Annotated in this window: 30 protein-coding genes and 1 riboswitch; of the genes, 14 read left to right on the top strand and 16 right to left on the bottom strand. The window is 51.1% G+C overall.

Annotation, left to right across the window (positions count from 1 at the left end):
- Positions 1-7 precede the first annotated feature (7 nt).
- The 9 genes from OGV52_RS02205 to OGV52_RS02165 form a co-directional block, all read right to left on the bottom strand.
- Positions 8-1,234: a tyrosine-type recombinase/integrase gene (locus tag OGV52_RS02205; RefSeq protein WP_191219928.1), complete on the bottom strand. Its 1,227-nt coding sequence runs from the start codon at positions 1,232-1,234 to the stop codon at positions 8-10.
- 333 nt (positions 1,235-1,567) lie between these two features.
- Positions 1,568-2,371 carry a cytochrome c1 gene (locus OGV52_RS02200; RefSeq protein WP_200079703.1) on the bottom strand — a complete coding sequence of 268 codons (804 nt, stop codon included), beginning with the start codon at positions 2,369-2,371 and terminating at the stop codon, positions 1,568-1,570.
- A gap of 2 nt (positions 2,372-2,373) precedes the next feature.
- Positions 2,374-3,534 (bottom strand): cytochrome b, encoded by a 1,161-nt coding sequence (locus tag OGV52_RS02195; protein WP_103766114.1) that lies wholly within the window; start codon positions 3,532-3,534, stop codon positions 2,374-2,376.
- 1 nt (position 3,535) lies between these two features.
- On the bottom strand, positions 3,536-4,087 hold the full coding sequence (petA, locus tag OGV52_RS02190) for a ubiquinol-cytochrome c reductase iron-sulfur subunit (protein WP_101700007.1): 552 nt from the start codon (positions 4,085-4,087) through the stop codon (positions 3,536-3,538).
- 27 nt (positions 4,088-4,114) lie between these two features.
- The gene (locus tag OGV52_RS02185) at positions 4,115-4,555 is read right to left on the bottom strand and encodes a pseudoazurin (RefSeq protein ID WP_287108014.1); all 441 of its coding nucleotides are present in this window, start codon (positions 4,553-4,555) and stop codon (positions 4,115-4,117) included.
- A 10-nt stretch (positions 4,556-4,565) separates the two neighbouring features.
- Positions 4,566-5,381: an ABC transporter ATP-binding protein gene (locus OGV52_RS02180; protein ID WP_200052308.1), complete on the bottom strand. Its 816-nt coding sequence runs from the start codon at positions 5,379-5,381 to the stop codon at positions 4,566-4,568.
- The gene (locus OGV52_RS02175) at positions 5,378-6,445 is read right to left on the bottom strand and encodes a FecCD family ABC transporter permease (protein ID WP_016156150.1); all 1,068 of its coding nucleotides are present in this window, start codon (positions 6,443-6,445) and stop codon (positions 5,378-5,380) included. The genes OGV52_RS02180 and OGV52_RS02175 overlap by 4 nt, the downstream gene beginning before the upstream one ends.
- 66 nt (positions 6,446-6,511) lie before the next feature.
- Positions 6,512-7,567, bottom strand: coding sequence for an ABC transporter substrate-binding protein (locus OGV52_RS02170; RefSeq protein WP_287108013.1), 1,056 nt, complete (start codon positions 7,565-7,567; stop codon positions 6,512-6,514).
- Positions 7,568-7,788: 221 nt separating this feature from the next.
- Positions 7,789-8,012: riboswitch (cobalamin riboswitch) on the bottom strand.
- Between the two features lie 227 nt (positions 8,013-8,239).
- Positions 8,240-8,737, bottom strand: coding sequence for a GNAT family N-acetyltransferase (locus OGV52_RS02165; protein WP_287108011.1), 498 nt, complete (start codon positions 8,735-8,737; stop codon positions 8,240-8,242).
- A 343-nt stretch (positions 8,738-9,080) separates the two neighbouring features.
- On the opposite strand from OGV52_RS02165, the gene deoD reads away from it, so the two are divergent.
- From deoD to OGV52_RS02150, 3 genes are all read left to right on the top strand, one after another.
- Complete coding sequence (gene deoD / locus OGV52_RS02160) at positions 9,081-9,788, top strand: purine-nucleoside phosphorylase (protein WP_016156154.1); 708 nt, start codon at positions 9,081-9,083, stop codon at positions 9,786-9,788.
- Positions 9,789-9,826: 38 nt separating this feature from the next.
- The gene (gene tsgA, locus OGV52_RS02155) at positions 9,827-10,981 is read left to right on the top strand and encodes an MFS transporter TsgA (RefSeq protein WP_287108010.1); all 1,155 of its coding nucleotides are present in this window, start codon (positions 9,827-9,829) and stop codon (positions 10,979-10,981) included.
- A gap of 95 nt (positions 10,982-11,076) precedes the next feature.
- Positions 11,077-11,913 carry an outer membrane protein OmpK gene (locus OGV52_RS02150; RefSeq protein ID WP_287108008.1) on the top strand — a complete coding sequence of 279 codons (837 nt, stop codon included), beginning with the start codon at positions 11,077-11,079 and terminating at the stop codon, positions 11,911-11,913.
- A 47-nt stretch (positions 11,914-11,960) separates the two neighbouring features.
- Here the strand turns inward: OGV52_RS02150 and OGV52_RS02145 are convergent, their stop codons facing one another.
- The 4 genes from OGV52_RS02145 to dsbA form a co-directional block, all read right to left on the bottom strand.
- Positions 11,961-12,647 carry a Crp/Fnr family transcriptional regulator gene (locus OGV52_RS02145; RefSeq protein WP_016152569.1) on the bottom strand — a complete coding sequence of 229 codons (687 nt, stop codon included), beginning with the start codon at positions 12,645-12,647 and terminating at the stop codon, positions 11,961-11,963.
- A gap of 121 nt (positions 12,648-12,768) precedes the next feature.
- The gene (gene cbpM / locus OGV52_RS02140) at positions 12,769-13,062 is read right to left on the bottom strand and encodes a chaperone modulator CbpM (protein ID WP_016152570.1); all 294 of its coding nucleotides are present in this window, start codon (positions 13,060-13,062) and stop codon (positions 12,769-12,771) included.
- Complete coding sequence (cbpA, locus tag OGV52_RS02135; protein WP_279273014.1) at positions 13,062-13,982, bottom strand: curved DNA-binding protein; 921 nt, start codon at positions 13,980-13,982, stop codon at positions 13,062-13,064. The genes cbpM and cbpA overlap by 1 nt, the downstream gene beginning before the upstream one ends.
- Positions 13,983-14,188: 206 nt before the next feature.
- Entirely contained in the window at positions 14,189-14,812 is a 624-nt protein-coding gene (dsbA, locus tag OGV52_RS02130; protein ID WP_287108005.1) for a thiol:disulfide interchange protein DsbA, read from the bottom strand.
- Between the two features lie 396 nt (positions 14,813-15,208).
- Between dsbA and OGV52_RS02125 the strand changes: the two genes are divergently transcribed.
- From OGV52_RS02125 to agp, 8 genes are all read left to right on the top strand, one after another.
- The gene (locus OGV52_RS02125; RefSeq protein ID WP_016152573.1) at positions 15,209-15,613 is read left to right on the top strand and encodes a VOC family protein; all 405 of its coding nucleotides are present in this window, start codon (positions 15,209-15,211) and stop codon (positions 15,611-15,613) included.
- A gap of 70 nt (positions 15,614-15,683) precedes the next feature.
- Positions 15,684-16,046: a hypothetical protein gene (locus OGV52_RS02120; RefSeq protein WP_016152574.1), complete on the top strand. Its 363-nt coding sequence runs from the start codon at positions 15,684-15,686 to the stop codon at positions 16,044-16,046.
- 48 nt (positions 16,047-16,094) lie between these two features.
- Entirely contained in the window at positions 16,095-17,975 is a 1,881-nt protein-coding gene (locus tag OGV52_RS02115; RefSeq protein ID WP_287108003.1) for a protein-disulfide reductase DsbD family protein, read from the top strand.
- Positions 17,972-18,595 carry a DsbA family protein gene (locus OGV52_RS02110; RefSeq protein WP_046274457.1) on the top strand — a complete coding sequence of 208 codons (624 nt, stop codon included), beginning with the start codon at positions 17,972-17,974 and terminating at the stop codon, positions 18,593-18,595. The genes OGV52_RS02115 and OGV52_RS02110 overlap by 4 nt, the downstream gene beginning before the upstream one ends.
- The gene (locus OGV52_RS02105) at positions 18,585-19,091 is read left to right on the top strand and encodes a protein disulfide oxidoreductase (RefSeq protein ID WP_016152577.1); all 507 of its coding nucleotides are present in this window, start codon (positions 18,585-18,587) and stop codon (positions 19,089-19,091) included. Before OGV52_RS02110 ends, OGV52_RS02105 begins: the two co-directional genes overlap by 11 nt.
- A 134-nt stretch (positions 19,092-19,225) precedes the next feature.
- On the top strand, positions 19,226-19,981 hold the full coding sequence (locus OGV52_RS02100; protein WP_287108001.1) for a sulfite exporter TauE/SafE family protein: 756 nt from the start codon (positions 19,226-19,228) through the stop codon (positions 19,979-19,981).
- Positions 19,982-20,050: 69 nt separating this feature from the next.
- Positions 20,051-20,758, top strand: coding sequence for an ArsR/SmtB family transcription factor (locus OGV52_RS02095; protein WP_287108000.1), 708 nt, complete (start codon positions 20,051-20,053; stop codon positions 20,756-20,758).
- A gap of 87 nt (positions 20,759-20,845) precedes the next feature.
- On the top strand, positions 20,846-22,087 hold the full coding sequence (gene agp / locus OGV52_RS02090) for a bifunctional glucose-1-phosphatase/inositol phosphatase (protein WP_200046475.1): 1,242 nt from the start codon (positions 20,846-20,848) through the stop codon (positions 22,085-22,087).
- 38 nt (positions 22,088-22,125) lie between these two features.
- Here agp and OGV52_RS02085 read toward each other — a convergent pair whose 3' ends face one another.
- Positions 22,126-22,353, bottom strand: a complete 228-nt coding sequence (locus OGV52_RS02085; protein WP_016152581.1) for a YccJ family protein — start codon at positions 22,351-22,353, stop codon at positions 22,126-22,128.
- A 20-nt stretch (positions 22,354-22,373) separates the two neighbouring features.
- A complete protein-coding gene (gene wrbA / locus OGV52_RS02080) occupies positions 22,374-22,970 on the bottom strand; it encodes an NAD(P)H:quinone oxidoreductase (protein ID WP_003832057.1) in 597 nt (198 codons plus the stop codon).
- 386 nt (positions 22,971-23,356) lie between these two features.
- Between wrbA and OGV52_RS02075 the strand changes: the two genes are divergently transcribed.
- The 3 genes from OGV52_RS02075 (at position 23,357) to rutR (ending at position 25,306) form a co-directional block, all read left to right on the top strand.
- Positions 23,357-23,530: a con-10 family general stress protein gene (locus tag OGV52_RS02075; RefSeq protein WP_003036022.1), complete on the top strand. Its 174-nt coding sequence runs from the start codon at positions 23,357-23,359 to the stop codon at positions 23,528-23,530.
- Positions 23,531-23,694: 164 nt separating this feature from the next.
- Positions 23,695-24,609 (top strand): DMT family transporter, encoded by a 915-nt coding sequence (locus tag OGV52_RS02070; RefSeq protein ID WP_016156164.1) that lies wholly within the window; start codon positions 23,695-23,697, stop codon positions 24,607-24,609.
- Positions 24,610-24,667: 58 nt separating this feature from the next.
- Positions 24,668-25,306, top strand: a complete 639-nt coding sequence (gene rutR / locus OGV52_RS02065; protein WP_016156165.1) for an HTH-type transcriptional regulator RutR — start codon at positions 24,668-24,670, stop codon at positions 25,304-25,306.
- Here rutR and OGV52_RS02060 read toward each other — a convergent pair.
- The gene (locus OGV52_RS02060; protein ID WP_016156166.1) at positions 25,303-25,698 is read right to left on the bottom strand and encodes a lysozyme inhibitor LprI family protein; all 396 of its coding nucleotides are present in this window, start codon (positions 25,696-25,698) and stop codon (positions 25,303-25,305) included. The genes rutR and OGV52_RS02060 overlap by 4 nt on opposite strands.
- Between the last annotated feature and the right edge of the window lie 122 nt (positions 25,699-25,820).

The raw sequence follows: 25,820 nt of genomic DNA, 5'->3' as shown, positions 1-25,820 counted from the left end.
AGAACAGCTAAACATGGGTAAGACAATAGCCTGACCACTCATCCATCAACGCCACACGCTTAGGCCATAACGTCCCACGTTGATACGCTGCCTCAGCCTTATCAGCTAACTGGTGAGCCAGCGCATGTTCAATTACCTCACGTTGATGGTCTGTGGTTTCACCAGCCCAATCACGAAATGTTGAACGGAAGCCATGCTGTGTCAAACCACTGTGTCCCATCCGTTTCAATACAGCCAGCAATGACATATCTGATAGTTGTCCACCACGCGGGGCAGGGAACACAAGGTTATTGTCCTTGAAGCGTGGTAAATCCTTTAACAGGGCAATGGCAGAATCAGACAATGGAACACGGTGTTCTTTACCAGCCTTCATTCTGCTGGCTGGGATGATCCACGTTTTGTTCTTCAGATCTATTTCTGACCATTCAGCGCCACGGACTTCACCAGAGCGCGAAACTGTCAGTATTGAAAACTCAAGTGCTCGTGCTGAAATGCCAGCTCGTTTCTGTAGTTCAGAGATGAAGGGTTTGATCTCACTGTAAGGCAATGCTGCATGATGCTTTTGTTGCTGAACCTTGCTTGGCATTGGCAGGAGAGGCTTAAGCATACCTTTCCACGAAGCAGGGTTATCACCTTCAAAGTATTCTTTCGCTTTTGCGTAATCGATGATCGCTTCAATGCGACCACGCAGACGGCTGGCAGTTTCGTTTTTTGTTAACCAGATTGGTTCAAGTATCGCTAATAGGTCAGTCTTTGTAATCTCAGCGATGGGTTTTTGACCAATAACAGGATAAGCATACGTTTCCAGCGTGGACCGCCATTGGGCAATGTGTTTCTGGTTCTTTAGCTCTTTGGTCTTAATTGCGATAACGTCTTCAGCACAGCTAGCAAAGGATTTGTTCTTGTGGGCCAGACGTTCCTGATGCGCTTTATGGGCGTGCTTTTCTGCAAGAGGGTCAATACCATTACGGATTTGTTTACGCAGCTCACGAGCTTTGTCACGCGCTTCCGCTAATGAAACTTCAGGGTAGGGGCCAAGACCCATGTTTAAACGTCTCGGAACGGTTCTTCCTAGAGCATTTACTCTTACCCCCATAGCAACGCAAAGCACCCATGAACGGGACTGGCCTCTGTTTCGAAGATACAGGCCGTCAACGCCACCGACGGCAAAAGAGCCTTCTTTTTTTAACTTAGCAACTGCTAGTCCGGTGAGTTCTTTTGCTTTTTTCGGCATAGTTAATCCTGTCATACAAACCGCCATGCATAAGGTACTGCATAAAATGTCAGATTTTTTCGGATGTAGCAAGACGTCCTCGAACAATCAATTTTGACAACATATTGTTTATTAATGGTAAAAATGGACTATTTCTGGCATTCTCGGACATTAATTTGGCGGACTACGCTTCCGCCAAATATAAACCCCGAGCTATTTAATAGCTTGGGGTTTTTTCGTTTTGTGCAGTTTATGTCATACCATCTTTCACCAGCCTTAGTCGCGCAAGGGCAACTCAGCGCTGTTGCCCGGCGGAAAGCTGACGAACTGAATCATCTTCATATCTGGCAATGCCTACATGAGCGAACGTCTTTTCATTCGTCGTAATATCCATAGCAGCCCCAGCATAAAGGCCAGGTAGCCCATAACGTAATATCCCTGCTGTCTTCGTTCTGCGAGCGTTGGGTCGGCTGCCCATGCCAGAAAGGCGGTGACATCCCTGGCATATTGCTCCTCCGTTTCAGCTTGTAGCGACGCCGGGCGCCATTGAATCTCTCCGCTGGTCAGCGGTTTCGGCATGTTAATCACGCCACCGGGAAAATAGCGATTAGCCTTCAGTTCGGGATCGGCAGGTTGATAACCGGTTAGCAGTGCGTAGACGTAATCTGCTCCCTGGTCCGTGTAGGGCAGAAAAGCATCCAACAGAAATTGCGGGAATCCGCGATCGTATGAGCGGGCACGCACGATATAGCTCAGGTCAACGGGAGAAGCACCATTGTTAAGGTATCGTGCTTCCTGCTCGTTTAGATACGGCGAGATGAAGCTGTCATTTAGCGTCCCGTCTCGCTCACCAATCTGGCCGTCATCCTGAATCTCAGGAAACTGATAGCCGCTGGCGATACTTCTTGCTTCTTCAGCCGTGAGTTCCGGACCGCCGGGTCTGGTCAACGACCGAAAGCTAAGGTGCTTTATGCCGTGACAAGCGCGACACTTCTCTTCATAAACCTGCAGGCCACGTCGAAGCTGCGCTTTATCATACTGGCCATTGATGCCGCTGAAGCTCCATTCCTGCCGTTCAGGCGTGGCTTCCTGCGCATATGAGGAACCCAGTCCCAACAGAGAAAAGGACAGAATGCTGATTTTCAATAGTTGTTTCATCATCAATCCTGCTTTTCCAGAAAACGACGGCAAGGTAATACGATTAAAAACCAGGCAAACCAAATCAGAGTCGAAAGCTGCGATGCGGCACGGATCCAGCCCTCTTCGTTACGGAAACCGTCAATAAGATCGGGGCCAACCAGCGCTTTCGACCCTAACCAGCCTAAAAAGCAGGCATTAATGACCCACAGCCAGAATCCGCATTTAACCAGTTTGCTGTAATGGCGAAAACGAGCCCGGGAAGTATCAAGCCAGGGAAGGAAATAGAAAATCAGTACCGAGCTGCACATTGCGGCTAAGCCAACGAATTCATTTGGGAAGCAACGCAAGATGGAGAAGAAGGGGAGAAAATACCATTCCGGCGCAACAATCGCGGGTGTAACTGTTGGATCCGCAGGAATAAAGTTATCGGCGCTGCTCAGATAATGCGGCGCGAAGAATAAAAACCAGGCGAAAATCATCAAAAAAAGGATGATTTTGATGGCATCAAGATCGGTAATTTTGTAATCGAACAGCAGGCTCCTGGACTCTTTCTCGCTAAACCTCTTTTTCATCGCCTGCGCAAACGCCGACTGTACGGTGCGAATATGAAAAACCGTTGCGCCGACAATCACAAAGGGAAGAATAAAGTGGAGAACAAAAAAGCGGCCAAGCATCGGCGTTCCCGGAGTATGGCTGCCGACTAAATATGCGTAAAGGGTATCGCCTACCAGCGGAATGGCCTGGGCAAAGCGGGTAATTACCGTAGCCGCCCAGTAGCTTTTTTGCCCCCAGATAAGGCTATAACCAAGAAATGCGGTCATCATCAGCAGGATATACAGCGTCACGCTAATCATCCACATTGTCGTCCAGGGCTTGCGGTAAACGCTGTAGTACATGCCACGAAAAATATGCAGATAACAGGCAAAGAAAAAGAGCGACGCGCCAATAGCATGCATGTTGCGTAACAGTTCTCCATGGCGAACCGCACGCATAATATGAATAATGGAGTCAAATGCCAGCTCGGCCGTCGGCACGTAAAACATCGCCAGCACGATACCCGTAAGGATCTGCACGGCGAGTATAACCAGCAGGATGGCGCCGATTGCGAATACCCAGAGTCCGGCAATCGAGCGAGGAAACGGGATACGCCAGCGAAGCGAATAGACGCGCTCACTCCTCATTTCAGGCTTCCTTCGTGCCGATACGCACGGCCTGACCATCCGAATGAATCACGTAGTCCGGGATTGCCAGGTTGGTCGTCGCGGGGCCGCGCGTCACGCGCCCGGAGGTATCAAACTCTGAGCCGTGGCACGGACAGATCCAACCCACGCCTCCTGGTCGGGCGTTGGGTACGCACCCGGCATGTGGACAATACCCTTGAACCACCAGCCATTGAGGATGAGCTGCTGAGACCCTCTCGCTGTCCGGTTGTGGGTCGATAAGCGTATGCCAGTCGGCACTTCTGGCAGTAATAATCTCATCCTGGGTGCGATGGTGAATAAGAATCAGCTTTCCCTGCCATACGCGTCTGACGGTTTGTCCAGCAGCAACCCCCGCAAGAGAGACATCAATCGGTTCATTTTCCGCAAGAGTCTTCTCATCCGGGCCCAGGGCCGAAACCAGCGGCCAGACGGCAGCAGCGACGCCTGCCGCGCCGACGAATTTTGTCAGTTTACACAGACATTCCCGGCGCTGTTCCTGGATTTCGCCATCTGCAAGTTTATTCTCTGTCACCTCGTATTTCTCCCTGAGTATCGCGGATTAACGTTTGTCGATACGCGCGTAAATTTCCTGAAAGCGCTTATCAGCAATACCCGGTGCTTTGAATGCCCGATAGCTTGCTGGTAACTTGGCATCTCCAACCTTTATCAGCATCACCATGCCCTGAGCGTAATGTGGTGTACATTTGATGCCGTAAAATCCGGCATTGTCATAAGTTACTTCGATCTCTTCATCTATTTTTCCCATAAAACCGGGATAGTTAGCCGGAGACAATTCAGCGATTGAAGCCGCGTTGTGGCTCTTATGTTTACGGATAAACTTCACCGTATCCCCGGGCTGGATCTCCAGATAATCCGGCTCATAGACCATTGGTCCCGCAGACCCACGATTTTTCATCAAAACGTCGTGAGTTTGTGCGAAGGTTGAAGAGGTGAGGGCGAGTAAACATAAAACTTTCAGACTCTGTTTGAGATATTTCATCGATTCTTCCTTAAAATTCATCCGGTCTTTGATAACGGATAAAACAGTTTTCAGCGCCTGTTTCATGTTCAACAATGGCGTCGATACCAAACCAGGCATGGAGGTTTTCGCGGGTAAACACGGCGCAAGGAGTCCCCTGCATCGCCATTTGCCCGGATGTCATGACGATGATGCGATCGCAGAACATCGCGGCATGATTGAGGTCGTGCAGAGCGGCAATGACCGTGAGCTTTTCACGTTTAACCAGACTAAGCAGGCCAATCTGATGTTGAATGTCGAGATGGTTGGTGGGTTCATCCATCAGTAACAACTGCGGCTGCTGCGCCAGCGCCCGGGCGATATGCAGGCGCTGTTTTTCTCCCCCGGAAAAGGTATGCCAGCATCGGTGCTGTAATTCACGGAGATCGACCTTCTCCAGCATAGTTTGCACGATATCGTCATCTTTGGCGGACCAGGGCGAGAGCAGGCTAAGCCAGGGCGTGCGCCCCAAAGAAACGGCTTGTAAAGCGGTAAGACGCTCGCTGGTTTCTGCCTGTTGTTCGACCAACGCCACCCGCTGCGCAAGGTGACGCCGCGAATAATGCTGGAGCGCCTTTTGCTGCAGGGTGATACGCCCGGAAGTTGGCTTCAGCAAACCGGCCAGCAGTGAAATCAGTGACGTTTTGCCCGAGCCGTTGGGACCGATGATGCCGACAAACTCGCCGGGCGTTACGCTGAGTGAAATATCTTCAACAATCGTCTTACCTTTTACCTTCCAGTACAAATTACAGGCTTCAATAACGACTTGCGCAGAGGCAACGAGTGGCTGTACGAGATTCACCGTCATTTGTTCTGGTTTCCTCTAATCAGAATGATTGAAAACGCAGGAGCGCCAACCAGAGCCGTGATCACGCCTATTGGTAGTACCTGACCGGGTAGTAACGTGCGGGAAATAACATCAGCGATAATGAGGAAAATAGCTCCGGTAAGCGCACTAACCGGGAGCAGTCGATGATGCTGGTTGCCGACCAGCAGACGAGCAGCATGAGGGATCACCAGACCGACAAAGCCGATCGCACCCACAATGGAGACCATAATCGCCGTCATGCCGGTGACGGCGGCAATCAGTACTGCACGGGTACGTTTTACCGGAATGCCCAGCGATGCCGCAGACTCCGCACCAAAGGAGAAAGCATCAAGATGGCGGGCATAACAGAAGCACAGCGCGATACCGACCAGAGCGGTAGGAATGGCTAAGACTACATCGGGCCAGCGTACACCGCTCAAATTGCCCAACAGCCAGAACATAATACCGCGTGCTTGCTCGGCGTTTGCTGAGCGGGTGATGATAAGCGATGTAATCGCATTGAAAAGCTGGGAGCTGGCGATCCCGGCAAGGATGATTTGGGTTGTTACACCCCCACCTTGTCTACCGCCAGCGGCCATCGCCAATAGCGCAACGAACAGAAATGCCGTCAGCGCACCAATGAAAGCGCCCAATGACATACTGATGATGCCAGCCCCAAGTCCAGTGAGAGCAATCAGCACCGCCCCGGTGGACGCTCCGGCAGAAATCCCCAGTAGATAGGGTTCGGCGAGCGCATTGCGTAGCAGCGACTGTAACACTACGCCGGAAACAGCCAGGCACGCGCCGCAACTGGCCGAGACCAGCGCTCGGGTCAGGCGGTAGTTCCAGACGATCCCTGCATCCAGCGCATCGACAGGATAGTGTGTATCAAAAAGATGATTTGCCAGCGTGCTGAGAACATGCTGCCAGGGGATAAGCGTTTCGCCGATGGAAATCCCCGCCAGCAGCACGCCACACATTAGCGCACTGACCCAAACGGCATGCCCACTGACTCTCACCGCAAGCTGACCAACAGCGCGACGCATCCTGCGTGAATCACTCATGATTATCTGCGTTCCTGAGTAACGGAGATGCGCTATACCGTGTGAGGATATAGCGCAAAACGTAGATTAATGAGCAGCCTGCGGATGTGCTAAGCCATATTCAACAAGGGCATCAGCCAGTTTTTCCACACCATCAATAGTTCTGATCCCGGCATTCATGGTCTGTACGTCAATGACCGGTAGATGGTTTTCCTTGACGGCAGGAACCAGTTTGGCGACAGGATCGGACTTGAGGTATTCCATCTTGATCTTCCAGTCATCCGCCGGGAAACGGCGACGGCTCATCTCACCGAGCACAATGAGTGAAGGATTCGCTTTTGCGATGGTTTCCCAACCCACCGTTGGCCACTCTTCAGCAGAATCAATCACATTCTTCACTCCCAGCGTTTGGGCGATCCATGCCGCCGGACCAAACTTCCCGGCAACGTAAGGGTCAAGCTGGAGATCGGCGCTTGAGAACCAGAACACGGCGGAAACATTCTCATCCATTCCGGTAATTTTGTTTTTCGCTGCGGCTTCACGTGCTTTAAGGCTGGCAATCAGCGCCTCGCCTTTATCCTGAACATCGAAGATTTTCGCCAGATCGGCGACTTCCTGATACACCATGGCAATATCAAACATGCCCTTACGGACACCATCACCACCATCTTCGTTATCTTTTGCACAGTCAGCTGGCGCGGTGTAAACGGGAATTTTCAGTTCACTAAACTGTTCGTAAGAGGCAACCGTGCCAGCAGGGCCGATTTGCCACTCAAACTGACTGGCGATCAGATCCGGTTTTTTCGCCACGATCCCTTCAAAGCTTGGAATATTTTGCGCGATAACGGCGACTTTTTCGTTTGCTGTTTTATAAGCCTCCAGTACCGGGCCAAACCACAGCGAAGTACCCACGACGCGATCGGCCAGCCCCAGTGAATAGAGAATCTCGGTACTGTTCTGACCCACCGTCGCCACGCGCGTTGGTGCCTGATTGAAGGTAATATCGCGGCCACAGTTTTTAATCGTCAGAGGATATTCGGTTTTTGCTGCCTCGGAAAAACCGGAAGTAAGCAGGAGAGCAGTCGTGCCAAAAATAGCCAAAAGCGTTTTTTTAGAGAAGTAAAAGGTAGAATTAGCGTGCATTATCATCGTCCCGTTGATGCCAGAATCTTAAGGTCTGGTCATGGCTTATTTCATTCCATATATCGGGAGGAGACATGAAGATAGATGACATTGAATCGTGAAATTTAAGAATGAAGATATGCAAAAAATGCAAATAAGCTTTACTCAGCCAAAATCTTATTCGTAAATACACTACCGCTTGCGTCAAATAATTCATCCCATGGACCATCCCGTCCACTCAATGGCATATACCTTTGACAGCAGGTCTCCTGACTCACGGTAATCAGAATATCGGCCTTCCCATAAAGATGAACTTTACAGTGACCTGTGGTTTATGAGCCACACAGGGATATTCTGCATCCGCCTACAGTTGCGGGGGCAGTTATGGAATTGAATTGAATAATTCTCACCATATTCCTATTCATATACAAAAATGTAATGAAATGCTGTCGAAAGCGACTCTAGCGGCAATTGTTAACAAGGTCAACCATAGAGGGCAAGAGATGAAAGGCAGTGGTGTGGGGAAAAATACCCATTTAATACAGTGGGTTATGATTTTGTTGGTTACTGCGATGTTGTAAATGAAAATAGCAACAGGAAGCTAAATGAGAATTGGTTGATATTGATCAAATTACACGCATGCTGAAATTTCTGTGTATGAAACATATTGATCACCATCAAAAGTTCCGCATATCAGCGCTTGACACTTTTTTGTGTACTCTCCATATGTACCAATTGCCATTCATCCTGCATATCCATAATCACGTTAAAATTGTTACGCAACCAGAAATAATACCCTCCGGGTAAAAAATGATGTGTGTGGAGATACAAAGTCTTATATTGATGTCGCTGACAGAATACCTCAGCTAAAGCAAACAACTGACTTCCGATCCCCTGTCTGCGGTAGCGCTCATCCACGTAGCAACGACAAATTTCCGCCGTTTCAGACAAGGTATAGCGACCACGTAGTTCAGTAATACGATCATCATATTGACATACCGCCAGTGTAGCGATTAATTCCTGGTTTTCACTCCACGCGCAAAGCAATGAATTCCTTTCCTGCAAGATATACTGTTGTGCGAGATCAAAGAGATCTTCTTCGGCAGAAGGCATTGCTCTACCGGTATTGAAGTATAAATTAAGATGCTCAACAAGAAACGACTGAACAGCAGGAATATCGGCGGGAGTCATCTCACTAAACCTAAATGGGATCATGGCAGCATAACTCAAATTTAGAACGGAAAATGATAATAACAATAAGACCACTTTAAAAACAATATTGACGCTGCAATGGATACTCGTGTCAACGCGGTGGTAACCAACGATTTGGGTGCAAATCTGTTCCTTTATTGCGCTGGCCCTCGCTTTTCTTTGCTGTGGAGGAGGCTCATTTTTCTTCTGTACCCTCTGCCCGCAACACTAACTCTCAGAAATGAGAGGCCGATCCTCTGAGCAGGACTTTTGTCCTCAATCCTCTGCAAACCGCTGGTTACAATCCCTGCATATCTTCAATACCCATAATTCAGGAATTGTTATGACTGCACATATTAATGCTAAAGCGGGTGATTTTGCGCCAACCGTTATTATGCCGGGCGATCCGCTTCGCGCTAAGTTTATTGCCGAAAATTATCTAATGGATTACCGCGAAGTCACCAATGTACGCAATATGCTGGGCTATACCGGTCTTTATTTTGGGCAACCTGTTTCGGTGATGGGACATGGCATGGGTATACCGTCAATGACGCTTTATGCTCATGAACTGGTACATGATTTCGGTGTACAGAGAATTATTCGTGTCGGCAGTCTGGGGGCAACACAACATCATGTCAAAATGCGAGATATTATTCTTGCCATCGCCGCCGGAACGGATTCCGTCACAAATTTAAAACGTAGCGCGGGCTACACGATGGCGACATCTGCCCATTTTCCATTATTGCAGCAGGCGTGGGCATTGGCGCAGAAGGCCGGTATTGACGTTAAAGTCGGCAATGTCTTCAGTGGCGATCTTTATTACGATCCTGACGAAAATTTAATACCTGCACTGGAAAAGTTTGGTGTGCTGGGTGTGGATATGGAAGTGGCAGGGTTATACGCTTTAGCGCATCAGTTTAATATTGAAGCGTTGGCTATATTAACCGTATCCGATCATTGCCTGACAGGAGAAGAAACAACGGCGGAAGAACGGCAGTTAACCTTTAAAAATATGATAGAGCTGGCGCTAAATACAGCTGTTACGGCTTAGCATCAGCATTTAAATGAACCAATCAGAGATGGCATTATATGAAGAATAAAATAGCACTTACGCTGATTAGTTTTCTGGCAAATTTTATTATGGCAGGATTTGCCAGTCAGTTTGGCATGCTGATTGAACCGATTGCAGTACGCTACAGTGCCGATGTGAATACCGTCGCCTCGATATTTTCGTTGCTTAACGGTGGGGCGTTAGCTGGGACCATTGCCGCCTTTTTCCTGATTGAGAAAATCGGCGTTAAGCGTATGACGCTCATTATCTATTCGATAGTGTTCCTCTGCGCTCTGGCAATGCACTTAAGCCCTGGCTTATGGGCGGTGATGGTCGCCATGACCCTGGTGGGTTTCTGCGGCGGGATTGGTCTGTGCGTGGCCGGAACGATCGTGGTTTCGGTTTGGCAGGATCGCATTCAAAGTACGATGCTGGTGGTGCAGGACGCCACCTTTAACGTCGCGGGCGTAGTTTTCCCGCTGATTACCACCTTCGCCCTGACGCACAATATGTCGTGGAGTTACAGCTATCTGAGCGTAGGCATAGTGGCCTTACTCACGCTGGGCGTTGTGGCTCTCACCCGCTTTACCGCCTGTGAAACGGCTCCTGCAGCGGATAGCGCAGACCCGGTGAAATCCGAGTGGAATCCAGGGATTATCAGCGGAGGCATTGGCCTGTTCTTAGGTATGTTGGCGCTGTATACCTTCCTGACCTGGGCACCATTATTTGTGAAGAACAAATTTGGTATTCCCTTCGAAGAAGCAGGTAATATTATTACGCAATACTGGGGTGCTGCGCTGGTCGGCGCGTTAGTCTCAACCGTTATTGTTTCCCGCGTAAAGATACATTATTTCTTGCTTAGCATTATTTTGTTAGCTTGCGTTATTACCACCATCATTGTCACGAAGGAAAATATCTCCGGGCTTGATTATCTGGCCTATAGTTACGGGTTTGTCTGCGCAGCGCTGTATAACTCCTTTATTGCCTACGGGGTTTCTTTCGTGAAGCGCGCGAGTAGCCAGAACGTTTCTTATATTTTAATTAGCGGTAGTGCTGGCGCCATGTTTAGTCCGGCGATCAGTGCGCTAATGGAAAAAACTATGGGATTGCAGAAAATTATGTACGCAATACCGGTGTTGTATTTAATTATCTTTATTATGTTGATGGGTACATTAAAACTCAAACGTAATTAAACACAGTAATAACGCTTACCTCTTTAATTAGATAGCCCGCCGTCACGCCATTTATCTGGTGGGGCGACACTCAACCTTGCTCAAAGGAATTGAAAATGCTGAAGAAAAATAAATCAATGATGAAAAAAACAGTTCTGGGTGCGGTAATTGCGATGTGCTGTACGCAAGCGCTTGCGGCTGATTATGCCGATGGCAACATCCGCAAAAATGATTTTAACTGGATGCAGATGAACTTAATGCAAAGTGTGGATGCGAAAGTGCCTTATGGTATTCGTAATGACACCTATCTTGAGCTGGAGTTTGGCGCACGATCCGGGATTATCGATCTGTATGGTTATGTGGATTTCTTTGATATTTTGGATCGCGAGCAGGACGATCGTCACGGGGGGGATAACTTCTTTGCCAAGATATCTCCACGTTTTTCCCTGGACGCCATTTTTAATAAAGATTTATCCGTTGGGCCATTTAACGAATTCTATATCGCAACGGTAAATAACATTGGTGACCGGGAATTATTTGAGCATTACATTGGTCTCGGCACGGATGTTAAAGTGCCGTGGTTTGGTCTGGTGGGAATGAACATTTATGCGCACTATGTACGTGAAAATTATGGTGCAGATAACGAAGGCAAGTGGGATGGTTACATGTTCTCGACCAACTGGTCGACGCCGTTCTATACGTTCGCCAACGGCAGTTATTTGAACTATCAGGGTTACTTTGACTACCAGTTCGCCGCGAACAAGATTGCTAACCAGCCGTTATATAGCAATAACGCGATTGAATGGTATAACGGCATCTACTGGCATTCAGAGCATTATGCGGTAGGTTATGGCTTAAAATATTTCCGCAACATGGCATTGATGGAAAACCACGGTGGAGCAGGGCGTACCACCGGGCTGGGTCACTATTTCAACCTCACCTATAAGTTCTGATTGCGCTGAAATGACACACCAATGCTCCGTTTGCCAGGGTTGGTGTGTCAGTCAATGATGTCATTGCCGAGAAATTTACGCAGCCCATCCAGATCCTTAATCTCCAGTCCTTGCTTCGTGCGCGTTACCAGCCCGGCATCCGTCAGCGCTTTCACCGCCCGCCGATAGACCCGGTCGGTGGTGCCGAATCGCTCAGCTTCCTGGTATTTTTTATGAAAACCATCCATTGGCTGCTTGTCCTGATGCTGGCGATACAGGTCATACGCTACGTTATGTACGATAGGGTAGAGCATCCGGTGCAGGAAGATTTCCAGCATATCCTGATAATCAACGGCCATTGCGCTGGCGAAAAATATCGCCAGTCTGGGGTGCTGGTTCAGCGCTTCCTCCAGACGGTCACAGTTGCATACCGCCACGGTCAGCGGTTCTTCGGCTACGATATCAAGCTGGCAACGATACCCGGTAAAAAACTCCATTTCGCCAAACAGTTGCTCATCACATTCCATTGCACCCAGTTGGAAACGGCGACCATTCTCCGCGCTATAACGCAGAGAAATTCTTCCTGACTGCACCATGATCAGTCGATCGACTACCTGTCCCTGGCGGTAAAGATAGTCATCTTCCTGGATAATCTGTGTTTCTGAGAGCAACTCCTGGAATATCTTCTCAATTAAGGCATCATCCTGCTGCCAGATATTGTGAAAACGACCTTTTGTGAGGGGTTTAAGCTGCATGGCTCAACGTCTTATTGTTTGAGATAATTCTTATCGCTGACTGTATGCCATCTGCAGCGCAATGTCATTAAGAGCGGGTTGCGGATAATAGAAGGGCCAGCACCATGCTGGCCTTGACACACTAAGGATGGCTGATAAAGCGAGACAATCGCTGGCGCAGCAGGCGGTTTTCCTGCCGCAGTTGAGCGTTCTCTTCCAGCAACGTCAGCGCAACGGCAATTCCCGGCCAGTCAAGTTCCAGCTCCTGACGCAGGCGTATCGCGCGACGCATGACGGTCAGCGCATGATCGTCAAAAGTCTCGTCTTCATGAGGTTCTATCACCCCTAAGCCGACAATCTCATGTAGCTCTTCTTCTGACACACCGGTGTACAGACAAAACTCGGTAATGGTAAAGGTGACGGTGACGTTAGCCATTATGCTTTCCCCCACTCTTTGCGCGGATCAAAGGTCTTTTGTGCATCCGCCAGCTGCTTCCACAGGGCGGCGCTGGCGTCGTCAGGTTTCGGCGGCATGACGATTTTGATCACCGCATACAAATCGCCGGTATGTTTTTTACTTACCAGACCTTTGCCCTTAATGCGTAACCGCTGCCCGGCCTGGCTGCCCGCAGGAATGGTCAGCAGGATGCTCTCTTTTAACGTCGGAACGGTTACTTTCGCGCCCAGCGCGGCTTCCCACGGCGCCAGGGGAACGACCACTTCCAGATCCTGATTAACGATATCGAACAGCGGATGTGGCGCGATATGAATCACCAGCCACAAATCACCGTTTGGCCCGCCATTTTCACCGGGGGTACCCTGGCCTTTCAGACGAATACGCTGACCGTTACCGACGCCAGCCGGAATTTTCACATTCAACGTTTTAGGAATTTCACGTTCGACCATGCCGAACGCATTGTAAACCGGAAGGGTGTAACTGATCGTGCGGCTATGCTCAGTAAGCGTTTCTTCGAGGAATACGGCGACTTCAATTTCAATATCGTGCCCGCGGCTGGCATGACGCTGGCGAGACTGTTGCGCATGCTGACCAAAAATGGAGGAGAAGATATCGTCGAAATCTTCGGCGTTATAGCGTTGATTCTCTCCTTGTTGGAATTGACGGTTGAACTGTGGGTCGTTGCGGTGCTGCCACAACTGGTCGTACTCGGCGCGTCGCTGTTCATCACTCAGGACTTCCCAGGCTTCAGCAACCTCTTTAAACCGGGCCTCCGCGTCAGTCTCTTTGCTGACATCAGGATGATATTTACGGGCGAGTCGACGATAGGCGGTCTTGATTGTCTTGAGATCGTCTGTCGGTTTCACGCCCATAATGGCGTAATAATCCTTTAATTCCATAGCGTTCTCTCGTGTAAATCAACACTTGCAGAAGGTGAACCCTGACAACAGGTATCACCGCTAAGTTTAGGGTAATCCTGATAACGGAGAATGCCAACCGGGAAGGGAGGATATTGCTATAAACGATGCGGGCATTGCACCACCAACAGCGCTTTTTAACGTTATGGCGTCTGTTGTGTGGTGCGAATAGTGAGATTAGCTAAACATCAGGATTTAGTGATCAGGAAGCGGACCGTATCAGCATAGTTTTGTACGAATGCGTTAAGGTCATCAGATTTCAGTCCTTTCGGATTGATCATATATTTACCGTTGATAAAAATGGCGGGCACCCCGGTTAAATCTACGGCTTTAGCCATTTCTTGCTGTTTGGCGGTTAGTGATTTTACGGCAAAACTATTCCATGCGGCATCATAATCACTGGCACTGACGCGCGCGCTGATAAATACGTTACGAATATCGTCCGCCGATTTAATGGTTTGTTTTTTCTGCACGGCATCAAAAAGCAACGGTTTAACTTTATCTTGCACGGTCAACAGCATGGCGACGGACCAGGCGTGCGTCATGTCTTGCCCCAGAGGGCCTAAAAAGTCGACGTGGTATTCGGTGAGTTTGACGTCAGCAGGCAAAACTTTTTTCACGTTATCAGTGATTTCAAAAACTTCATCGTACTGATAGCAGGAAGGACAATAGAACGAGAAAAACTTCAGCGCTGCCGGGGCTGAAGCGACGGGTTTTTCCAGTGAGATAAACTCTTTGCCGTCGGTAAATGGTGCTGCCTGAGCGCTAACGGTAAAAAGTAACCCAATCAGGGGTAATAAATATTTTTTCATTTCCATATACTCTAAATAACATTCAATAAACAAATTTTCTGCGAATGAATACGCTCTTCATTGCGTCGGGCTATAATACGATAATCACCTAAAAATGCGCTGACCCTTACTTTCATTTACGCATCAATACGTAGCGGACAGTATTTATGTACTGTTATGGGAATATCCTTTGGTACTCTTCGTAAATAGTGAATGATCACTTCCGTGATATTTTCGTAATTACTTTGGCAATGTTATATTGTAATAAATAAAAACGGAAATATAATTAATTATCATTTGATTTATAAAACGTGAGCCGTAACGCGTTGCGCTATGTTCTGTCAACGCAGCCGTAAGATTTTCTTTTTCTTGTAGCGTTTGAATGAATAGGGTAAGTGTCAGTGATGAGCAACCAAAATGGATATCGCTATGATTGACCACCTGGATCATCTGGTATTGACCTCCAATAATGAAGAGGCATGCGTTCGTTTTTATGTCGAACTTTTAGGGATGAGGCTGGAAACCTTCGCGCAAGGGCGGAAAGCCTTCGTCTTTGGCAATCAGAAAATTAACCTCCACATTCGGGGAAAAGAGTTTGAACCCAAAGCTCACGCGCCAACGCCGGGGGCGCTGGATTTGTGTTTTATCACCACGCGTGCGCTGGAAGAGGTGATTGCCACGTTTCAAACGCACGGGGTCGATATTGTTGAGGGACCGGTTGCACGAACCGGTGCGATGGGACCGATTCGCTCGGTTTATGTCAGAGATCCCGATCTCAATCTGATTGAAATCGCGGTATATCCTGCTGATGACAGGACATAACTTTACAGCGCAAAGGTTGCCAAAACCTGGTGAGTGGTTAAGATAACTCGCATCAATCAGTGAGGGTATAATGGCGAAACGTCAACGGATGGGATGGTGGTTCCTCTGTCTGGCATGTGTTGTGGTGATGGTTTGTACCGCACAACGCATGGCGGGCCTGCACGCGTTGCAGATGGACACCGTTGCCACAAGCGTGGTCGTAAGCGCACAAGCGCAGACCGATGAGGCCTCGTCCGTTACCCCTTGTGAACTGAGCGCGAAATCATTACTGGCGGCGCCCCCGGTACTGTTCGAAGGCGCTATTCTGGTGCTGTGTCTGCTGCTGTCGCTGCTGGCGCCAGTGCGGGCGTTTCGTCTGCCTTTTTTCCCACCGCGAGCCATCTCGCCGCCCACGCTAAGGGTACATCTGCGATTTTGCGTCTTCCGTGAATGACAGAACAGCCGTTGCTGACTGTTAGATAATTATTCACGGAGAAAATATATGATGACTGTTTTCAGGCAGGCGCTGCTCTGTCTGTTATTGCTATGGCTGCCCGTATCCTGGGCGGCTGAACCCGGCTGGCTGCGTTCACCCGATAACGATCACGCCAGCGTGCGGTTACGCGCTGATACGTCCTCAGGCGGCGAAACTCGTCTGTTGCTGGATGTTAAACTGCAGGACGGCTGGAAAACCTACTGGCGTTCGCCGGGCGAGGGAGGCGTCGCGCCATCTATCGCTTGGCAAGGGGAAATGCCTGCGGTCGACTGGTTCTGGCCAACCCCCGCACGCTTTGAGGTCGCTAATATCACGACCCAGGGCTATCACGATAATGTGACGTTCCCGATGGTTGTGCGCGGCAGATCGCCCGCCACGCTTAGCGGTGTTTTGACGCTATCCACCTGTAGCAACGTTTGCCTGTTGACGGATTTTCCTTTTTCCGTGACCTCCACGACCCAGGACCCGACTTTTGCGCATGACTATGCGCAGGCAATGGGGCAGATCCCGCTAGCCAGCGGCCTGACCGATACTTTGCGCGCTGGCGCACGGGCCGGCGAGCTGGTCGTCGAGGCTTACCGCGCGGGAGGCTGGACTGCGCCTGGGCTGTATCTGGACGCCGTTGATGATGCTGATTTTGGCATGCCGCAAATTCACGTCGCAGGTGAGACGTTACGCGCCACGGTACCCGTTCATGACGGTTGGGGGGAAGGCGCGCCGGATTTACGCGGTAAGTCGGTCACGCTGGTGCTGGCAGATAACGGTGTTGCCCAGGAAAGTCGTCTTGCGATTGGCGAAGCCCCGGTTATTGAGAACGCCTCACTCCCATTGTGGCAGGTGGTGCTAATGGCGCTGCTGGGCGGTTTAATCCTCAACCTGATGCCCTGTGTGTTACCGGTTCTCGGCATGAAACTGGGTTCTATTTTGCTGGTTGAGGAAAAAAGCCGTCGCCAGATCCGCCGTCAATTCCTCGCATCGGTAGCCGGGATCCTGGTCTCCTTTATGGCCCTGGCGCTATTGATGACAGTGCTACGTTTAACCAATCAGGCGCTGGGCTGGGGGATCCAGTTTCAGAACCCGTGGTTCATTGGCGTCATGGTCGTGGTGATGCTGACGTTCAGCGCCAGCCTGTTCGGGTGGTTTGAATTCCGCCTGCCTTCGGCGATGACCACCACGCTGGCGACTCACGGTGGCAACGGCTTGTCGGGACATTTCTGGCAAGGCGCATTTGCGACCCTGCTCGCCACGCCGTGCAGCGCCCCGTTTCTGGGAACAGCGGTAGCGGTGGCATTGACCGCTTCGCTGCCAACGTTGTGGGGACTGTTTATCGCACTCGGCCTGGGGATGAGCTTGCCGTGGCTGCTGGTGGCTCTGCGTCCCGGTCTGGCGCTGCGTTTGCCGCGTCCGGGACGCTGGATGAATAGTTTGCGGCGTCTTCTCGGTGTCATGATGCTGGGGTCGGCTATCTGGCTTGCGACGTTGCTGCTCCCACATTTAGGGCTGGCCGGACACGCTAGCGCTAAAGAAAGCGTGAACTGGCAACCGCTTAGCGAGCAGGCGATTGAGGATGCGTTGGCGCAACATAAGCGTGTGTTCATTGACGTCACTGCCGACTGGTGCATCACTTGTAAGGTCAACAAATACAACGTGTTGCATAAAGATGACGTACAGGCCGCTTTGCAACAGCCGGATGTAGTGGCGCTGCGCGGCGACTGGACGCTCCCTTCTGAAGCCATCACCGAATTTCTGAAAAAACGCGGCCAGGTTGCTGTGCCGTATAACCAAATTTATGGCCCCGGTCTGCCGGAAGGCCAGGCGTTACCAACGTTGTTGACCCGCGATGCGGTATTGCAAACGTTGACCGACGCCAAAGGAGTAACCCCATGAAAATAATGATTGTTCTGCTGTTAACCCTATTTTCTGCCGTCAGCGTAGCTAAAGAACCTGCACCGTTTACACCGGAACAGGAAAAGCAAATTGAAGCATTAATCCAGGAGGCCCTGTTTAACGATCCCAACAGCCCACGGATTGGCGCTAAGCAGGCGAAACTGACCCTGATAAACTTCACCGATTACAACTGCCCGTACTGCAAGCAACTGGATCCCATGCTGGAAAAAATTGTGCAGAAATATCCTGACGTGGCGGTAGTGATTAAACCGCTGCCGTTTAAAGGGGAAAGTTCGGAACTGGCGGCGCGGACCGTGCTGACTACCTGGCTTGAGCATCCGCAGCAGTTTCTGGCGCTACATGAAAAACTGATGCAGAAAAAGGGTTACCATACCGATGTCAGTATCAAACAGGCGCAGGAAAAATCGGGAGCCAGTCCGGTGACGCTGGATGCCCAAAGCGCTGAAACGCTAAGCACTAACCTGCAACTGGCGCGACTGGTGGGCGTGCAGGGCACCCCCGCAACGATTATTGGTGATGAGCTTATTCCCGGTGCGGTGCCGTGGGAAACTCTTGAGGAAGTGGTCAAAGAAAAGCTGGCGGCGGCCAATGCTCAGTAAACTGCGCCGCTGGCTGCGCGAAGGGCTGATCTTACTGGCGCTGTTGGCAGGGGCGATGCTGCTGATGGATGTCTGGCGCGCGCCGCAGCTCCCTGGCTCTTTTGACAGCACGCCTTTGCAAACGCTGGATGGTGAAACCGTCACGCTGGCGGCGCTCAGCAAAGACGAGCCGGTGCTGCTTTATTTCTGGGCGAGCTGGTGCGGCGTTTGCCGCTTCACGACGCCGGAAGTCGCCAGGCTGCGTTCGGAAGGGGAAAACGTGATGACCATTGCGTTACGCTCCGGCAGTGAAGCTGAGGTGTCTCGTTGGCTGTCGCGTAAAGGCGTGGACTTTCCGGTCATCAATGATGCGAACGGGGCAATCTCCCGCAGTTGGGCGATTAGCGTCACGCCCACGCTGGTGGTAGTGTCACAAGGTCGGGTGGTGTCAACAACCAGCGGCTGGACCAGCTACTGGGGCATGAAGCTGCGGCTGTGGTGGGCAAAAACGTTCTGATAATGTGCCGGGGAAACCCGGCATTTTTTATATTATTACCCGTAAGAGGGAAGACATATTTCGTTGCCTGGCGAAGCGAGCACCGCGATTAACGTCCAGAATGGGTCATCTTCTCTTTTTCAGGAAAGTGCAACATGACGAGTTCGTTAGCGTTTGGGCCCGCTCTGGTGATGATGATTGCCGCCACGTTTGTCCTCGCCGGGATGGTAAAAGGCGTCACTGGTATGGGATTGCCCACCGTGGCTATGGGGATCCTCGGATCGCTTATTTCGCCGGTTGCGGCGGCGGCCATGCTGCTGTTGCCTTCGCTGATTAGCAATCTGTTTCAGTTTGGCGGTGGCGGAAATACGCGTCAATTAGTCAAACGACTGTGGCCAATGTTATTGACGGTGGTGGTGGCGACACTGCTTGCCAGTGCCTGGATTACCGGCGGCGATACCACCCGTACCCAGTTTGCGCTCGGCGTGGCGCTGGTGGCTTACGCTATCTGGACGCTGGCCGGAAAGAAAATCGCAGTGGCTCCGCAGAATGAAAAACCGTACTCCCTCATCATAGGATTTGTTACTGGCTTATTGGCTGGCGGAACCGGTGTATTTGTGATGCCCGCCGTGCCCTGGATCCAGTCATTGGGTTTTGAGAAAGATGAACTGGTTCAGGCGCTCGGGATCTCTTTTACGTTTTCGACATTGGCTTTGGCGCTTGGTCTGTGGTGGCACAACGCGCTGCCCGTACAGTCGTTGAGCTTATCGGCTTTGGCCATTGTTCCTGCGCTGATTGGTCAGTGGTTAGGAACCCGTGTACGACGGGTTATTTCTCCACTCGTGTTTAAACGCTGTTTTCTGTTTTGTTTGGTCGGGTTGGGTATCGAGATGATGCTGCGTGCGGTGTGACCTGTGCGGTGACTTTAGAACGCATTCATGGCATCGTTAATTCAGACATTCAGGGTCAAAGAGGTCGCTATGGCATCAGTGATGTTAAGTGAGGAAGAGGGCGCTCTGGGGTCGCGAATGGCGCTCACCGCGGCGGCGATGGCCGATAAATCGCGCTCGCGAATGTTGTGCGCCCTGATGGATGGCCGCGCCTGGACCGCGACCGAGCTCAGCGCAGTGGCGGATGTGTCAGCGTCGACCGCCAGTGCGCATCTGGCGCGTCTGTGCGAACAACGTTTTGTTGTGGCGCTCGCGCAGGGCAGGCATCGTTATTTTCGCCTTGCAGGCTCTGATATCGCTGAACTGCTGGAGCGCCTGATGGGCGTGGCGTGGGCTACATCTACGCCACGAAAAATCACGACGCCGCCAGGCTTACGACATGCCCGAACCTGCTACGATCATCTCGCTGGCGAGGTGGCGGTGAGGCTGTTCGATACGCTGGTTTCCCGTCAGTGGTTAACGCCGGATGGTGAAACGCTGACCTCTCTTGGGCAGGAAAAACTGGCACAAATGGGGATTGTCCTGGCTGCGAGCGCATCGCGGCGGAAATTAACCTGCGGTTGTCTGGACTGGAGTGAACGACGTTACCATCCCGGCGGCGTGCTTGGCGCATCGCTGCTACGCTGGCTGATTGAAAAACGATGGATAAAAACGGAGCTGAGTGGTCGCCGCGTCACCTTCACCCCGCTTGGCATTCGCAAATTAGAAACCGAGTTCGGTATTAAAACGACACCGTAGATGGTGCGTTTTGCGAAAGCGTTCCGGGAAATATGTCATATTTCTGTCACACTCTGTTGTGATTGATAACAACAAGAGGTCGTAGGGATGAATAAATCGTTAATCGCCGCAGCCGTGGCAGGGGCTGTATTAATGTCAACCGCCGCGCAGGCGCAGACCGCGCCGGAAGGCTATCAGCTTCAGCAAGTATTGATGATGAGTCGGCATAACTTACGCGCACCTTTAGCCAATAATGGCAGTGTTCTTGAGCAGTCCACCCCCAAACAATGGCCAGAATGGGATGTCCCCGGCGGGCAACTCACCACCAAAGGCGGCGTGCTGGAAATCTATATGGGCCACTATATGCGAGAGTGGCTGGCAGAGCAGGGGATGGTGAAATCGGGCGAATGCCCGGTGCCGGGTACGGTCTATACCTATGCTAACAGCCTGCAGCGTACGGTCGCGACGGCGCAGTTCTTTGTCACCGGTGCTTTCCCGGGTTGCGACGTCCCGGTCCATCATCAGGAAAAAATGGGCACCATGGATCCCACCTTTAACCCGGTGATCACCGATGATTCCGCCGCCTTCAGCCAGCAGGCGGTTCAGGCAATGGAGAAAGAGCGTAGCCAAATGCAGCTCAACGACAGCTATCAGTTGCTTGAGCAAATGACCGACTACAAAGACTCTCCATCCTGCAAAGAAAAACAGCAGTGTTCCCTGACCGATGCCAAAGATACGTTTAGCGCGAAATACCAGCAGGAGCCTGGGGTTTCGGGGCCGCTGAAGGTCGGGAATTCGCTGGTTGATGCCTTCACGCTGCAATATTACGAAGGCTTCCCGATGGATAAGGTCGCCTGGGGCGAGATTAAATCCGATCAACAGTGGAAGGTTCTGTCGAAGCTGAAAAATGGCTATCAGGACAGCCTGTTCACCTCCCCGGAAGTGGCGCAGAATGTCGCCAAACCGCTGGTGAAGTATATTGATAATGCGCTGGTTACTGAACGCGTAAAAGCGCCAAAAATAACCGTGCTGGTGGGGCATGACTCAAACATCGCATCGCTGCTCACCGCGCTGGATTTCAAACCGTACCAGCTTCACGATCAGAACGAGCGTACGCCGATTGGCGGGAAGATTGTCTTCCAGCGCTGGCATGACAGCAACGCAAATCGTGATCTGATGAAAATCGAGTACGTGTATCAGAGCTCGCAGCAGTTGCGTAATGCAGACGTTCTGACCCTGAAATCCCCGGCGCAGCGCGTAACGCTGGAGCTGAAAGGGTGTCCGATAGATGCGGATGGCTTTTGCCCGATAGATAAGTTCGACAGCGTGTTGAATGAGGCGGCTAAGTAAAAGAAAAACTCCCCCGTGTTCGCGGGGGAGTCTGAGCGCTAGACGTTTTTGCGTTCGATAGTCTGTTCACCCCAAAAGAGCGAATCTTTGTCTGTTTTCTTAAAGGCTTTGATGAGCACCTCGTCGCTACCTTCTTCCCAAATTTTTTCCGCCAGTTTCTCGTCATAATGCGCGACTTCAAAAATGGCTTCGGCTATTTCCGGCGATGTATTGCGCAGACTTGCCCATTCGCCGACGCGATGGGCTTTCGCTTCTTGAGTTGGCATTCGAATCCTCCTGTTGAAGATTAGCCGTTGAGTTTTACTGCCAGACCTGCGACATATTCACCCTGATAGCGGGCGATAGATAATTCTTCCTGACTTGGCTGGCGTGAGCCGTCGCCTCCGGCGATGGTGGTTGCGCCGTAAGGGGTACCGCCGCGAACTTGAGAAACATCAAACAGCTCTTGCGCCGCGTAACCGATAGGCACAATCACCATCCCATGGTGAGCAAGCGTAGTCCAGGTTGATGTAATGGTTTGTTCCTGACCGCCGCCGGTTCCTGTCGAGCTGAATACGCTGGCGAGTTTGCCGTACAGGCCGCCTGAAGCCCACAGCCCGCCAGTCTGGTCGAGGAAGGTGCGCATCTGACCGGACATATTGCCAAAGCGTGTGGGGGTACCAAAAATTATGGCATCGTAATCTGCCAGTTCTTGCGGGGTTGCGACTGGTGCGTTTTGTGTTTTGCCGCCAGCTTTGAGGAAAATCTCCGGCTGCATGGTCTCTGGTACGCGTTTAATAATCACTTCCGCGCCATCAACCTTATTTGCGCCTTCTGCGACTGCATGGGCCATAGTTTCAATGTGTCCGTACATGGAATAATAAAGCACCAGAACTTTTGCCATTTTACACTACTCCTCGAGTTAACCGTGTCCGTAGCGACTCGCTACCTACCTTTAAAGATATGACGTACTGTCAGGAGTGCAAATTTCACAATCACTTCTTTGATTTATAACAATTTTTATAATAACTTCTCTTGTTGCAAAATGATACATATTTAACCGGGTGGAATTTGGTAGTCATAAGAAAGACTTATTGATTTCTCGCTGTGATTATTTCTCTATCACCGCCAATCCTGTTGCAGGATATTACAGTTAGCGGCTGCTCAGGCCACGCTTCACTATGCTTAATCCCACGCAGTTATTTTCAGGGTATCGCCCGTAACGCTGCGTGAGGTATCACTCCTCAGTACCTATGCAATATGATGTCTAATCAATGACGGAGGTCAGTAATGGCAAACCATCGAGGCGGTTCCGGCAACTTTGCGGAAGATCGCGAAAGAGCATCAGAAGCAGGTCGAAAAGGTGGCCAGCACAGCGGGGGCAACTTTAAGAATGACCCGCAACGCGCTTCAGAGGCAGGCAAAAAAGGGGGCAAAAATAGCCACGGCAACAACAAATCGTAATTGCCGGGCTAGCTGTCAGATATGCCGTGACGGCTGAGGATCAGAGTCAGACGTTACGTAGCCACCCACCGCCGCCGGTTTCTTCCGGCGGTTTTTTTGTCTGCAAGGTTGAACTGTAACAAAACGCAACGCAGACTAACGACATTCAGTTAATCGGGTGTCTCATGTCATTACTTTCTCGTTATTCCTTCTCTGTTAAACCTCAGGAAGCGATCCTCATTGTGATCACTATGTTCTGGGGTGGCACGTTTTTGGCCGTGCAATATGCCGTTACCCTGAGTGGACCTTTTTTCTTTGTCGGCGTGCGTTTTGCCACCGCTGCGCTGGCGGTCGCGCTTTTGTCACTACGCACATTGCATAAACTGACTTGGCTGGAAGTCAAAGCAGGCGTTGCGATCGGTATCGCAATTGCGTTGGGCTATAGTCTGCAAACCTGGGGGCTACAGTTTATTCCCAGCAGTAAATCGGCGTTTATTACCGCGATGTATGTGCCGTTGGTCCCGCTTTTACAATGGCTATGTCTGGGGCGTATGCCAGGCCTGATGCCGTGTGTCGGCATTGTGCTGGCCTTTATCGGGTTGATTTTTCTCGCCGGACCGGGAGGCAATTTGCTGGCTTTAGGCGAAGGAGAGTGGATCACACTCGCCGGCGCGGTGGCGATTGCGGCAGAAATTATCCTGATTAGCGCGTGGGCGGGAAAAGTGGATGTGCGGCGGGTAACGGTGGTACAACTGGCAACCGCTTCGATAGTGGCATTTATTGCCATGGCCCCAGCAGGAGAGTCCGTGCCGCCGATGTCTACGGGATTGCTGGTGGTGGCGCTGGGGTTAGGGATTTTCAGTGCGATTATTCAGGTCACCATGAACTGGGCACAGCGCAGCGTTTCGCCGACGCGCGCGACGGTCATTTATACCGGTGAGCCGGTGTGGGCGGGGATCTTTGGTCGCCTTGCGGGGGAACGCTTACCGCTACTGGCTTTGCTCGGCGCAGCATTCATTATTGTTGGCGTGCTGGTCAGCGAACTGAAGTTCAAAAAGAAAAAAGGGGGAGTGCAAGAGGCGCCGCCGGAGTCGCTTTAATTTAACCATTCACCGCGTGATTTGGTATGCTGACGCCCTCACAAGAAGGAGAGGGCGCATGGTCCAACGCGCAGAGAAAAAAACAGGTAAGCGCTCGCAGGCCGTCAGTGCAAAACGCCAGGCCATATTAACCGCGGCATTAAATATCTTCTCCCAATATGGGATCCACGGCACGCGTCTCGAACAGGTCGCTGAGCAGGCGGGTGTGTCAAAAACGAATCTGCTTTATTACTTCCCGTCAAAAGAGGTGCTCTATATTGCCGTTTTGCGGCAAATCCTCGACGTCTGGCTGGCTCCGTTGAAGGCTTTTCGCGAAGACTTTGCGCCGCTGGTGGCCATTAAAGAATACATTCGCCTTAAGCTGGAAGTGTCGCGCGATTACCCTCAGGCTTCACGACTGTTTTGTATGGAGATGCTGGCAGGTGCGCCTTTATTGATGGCTGAATTAACGGGCGATCTCAAAACGCTAATTGATGAGAAATCGGCGCTGATTGCCGGTTGGATCAAAAGTGGGAAACTGGCTCCGGTCGATCCGCATCATCTGATTTTTATGATTTGGGCTTCAACCCAGCACTACGCCGACTTTGCCCCACAGGTAGAGGCGGTAACGGGCGCAACGCTGCGTGATGAAGCCTTTTTTAACCAAACGGTGGAGAGCGTGCAGCGGATGATTATTGAAGGGATCCGCGTGCGTTAACTGGCAGGCGGTAACGGACAGCTTAAATCGCCCTCTTCGCACTGTAAGAGAGAGGCGAGAAACGCTTCACGCTCGTTGGTTTTATCCGTCAGACACTGGCTGGAAATCATCGCCTGGGCGCTACCGCCTTCGGTGCCGGAACTGATTAACGCGCAGTCCGCATCGCGCAGGGTTATCCACGAGATTTGCGCTTTTTTCAGTAAATCGCGCTGGGTCGGGGCGGCGCGCTTAAGCGCATTCTGATAAGTGTCATTAAGTTTGGTGTCGGCCGCCTTAAACTGCTCTGCCGCACAGGTGTTCATCTCAATCTGAGTGTTCGCGTTGGCGCAGTCATCCGCCAGCGCCTGGCCGCTCAACAGCAGCGCTGCACATGTCAGTACGATTCGTTTCATGCTTCCCTCTGGATCCATAAAAAAGGCCCCGTTACCGGAGTCATGCTTGTCAGTTAACGAGGATGAGTGGCACATACGGAGGTAATGAATCTGTTGCCTCCGGTATATTGCTACGTTCACCT

It is taken from the genome of Citrobacter sp. Cb041 (genome assembly GCF_030336655.1).
GTDB lineage: Bacteria > Pseudomonadota > Gammaproteobacteria > Enterobacterales > Enterobacteriaceae > Citrobacter > Citrobacter braakii.
This window is presented reverse-complemented; position numbering and strand designations above follow the sequence as displayed.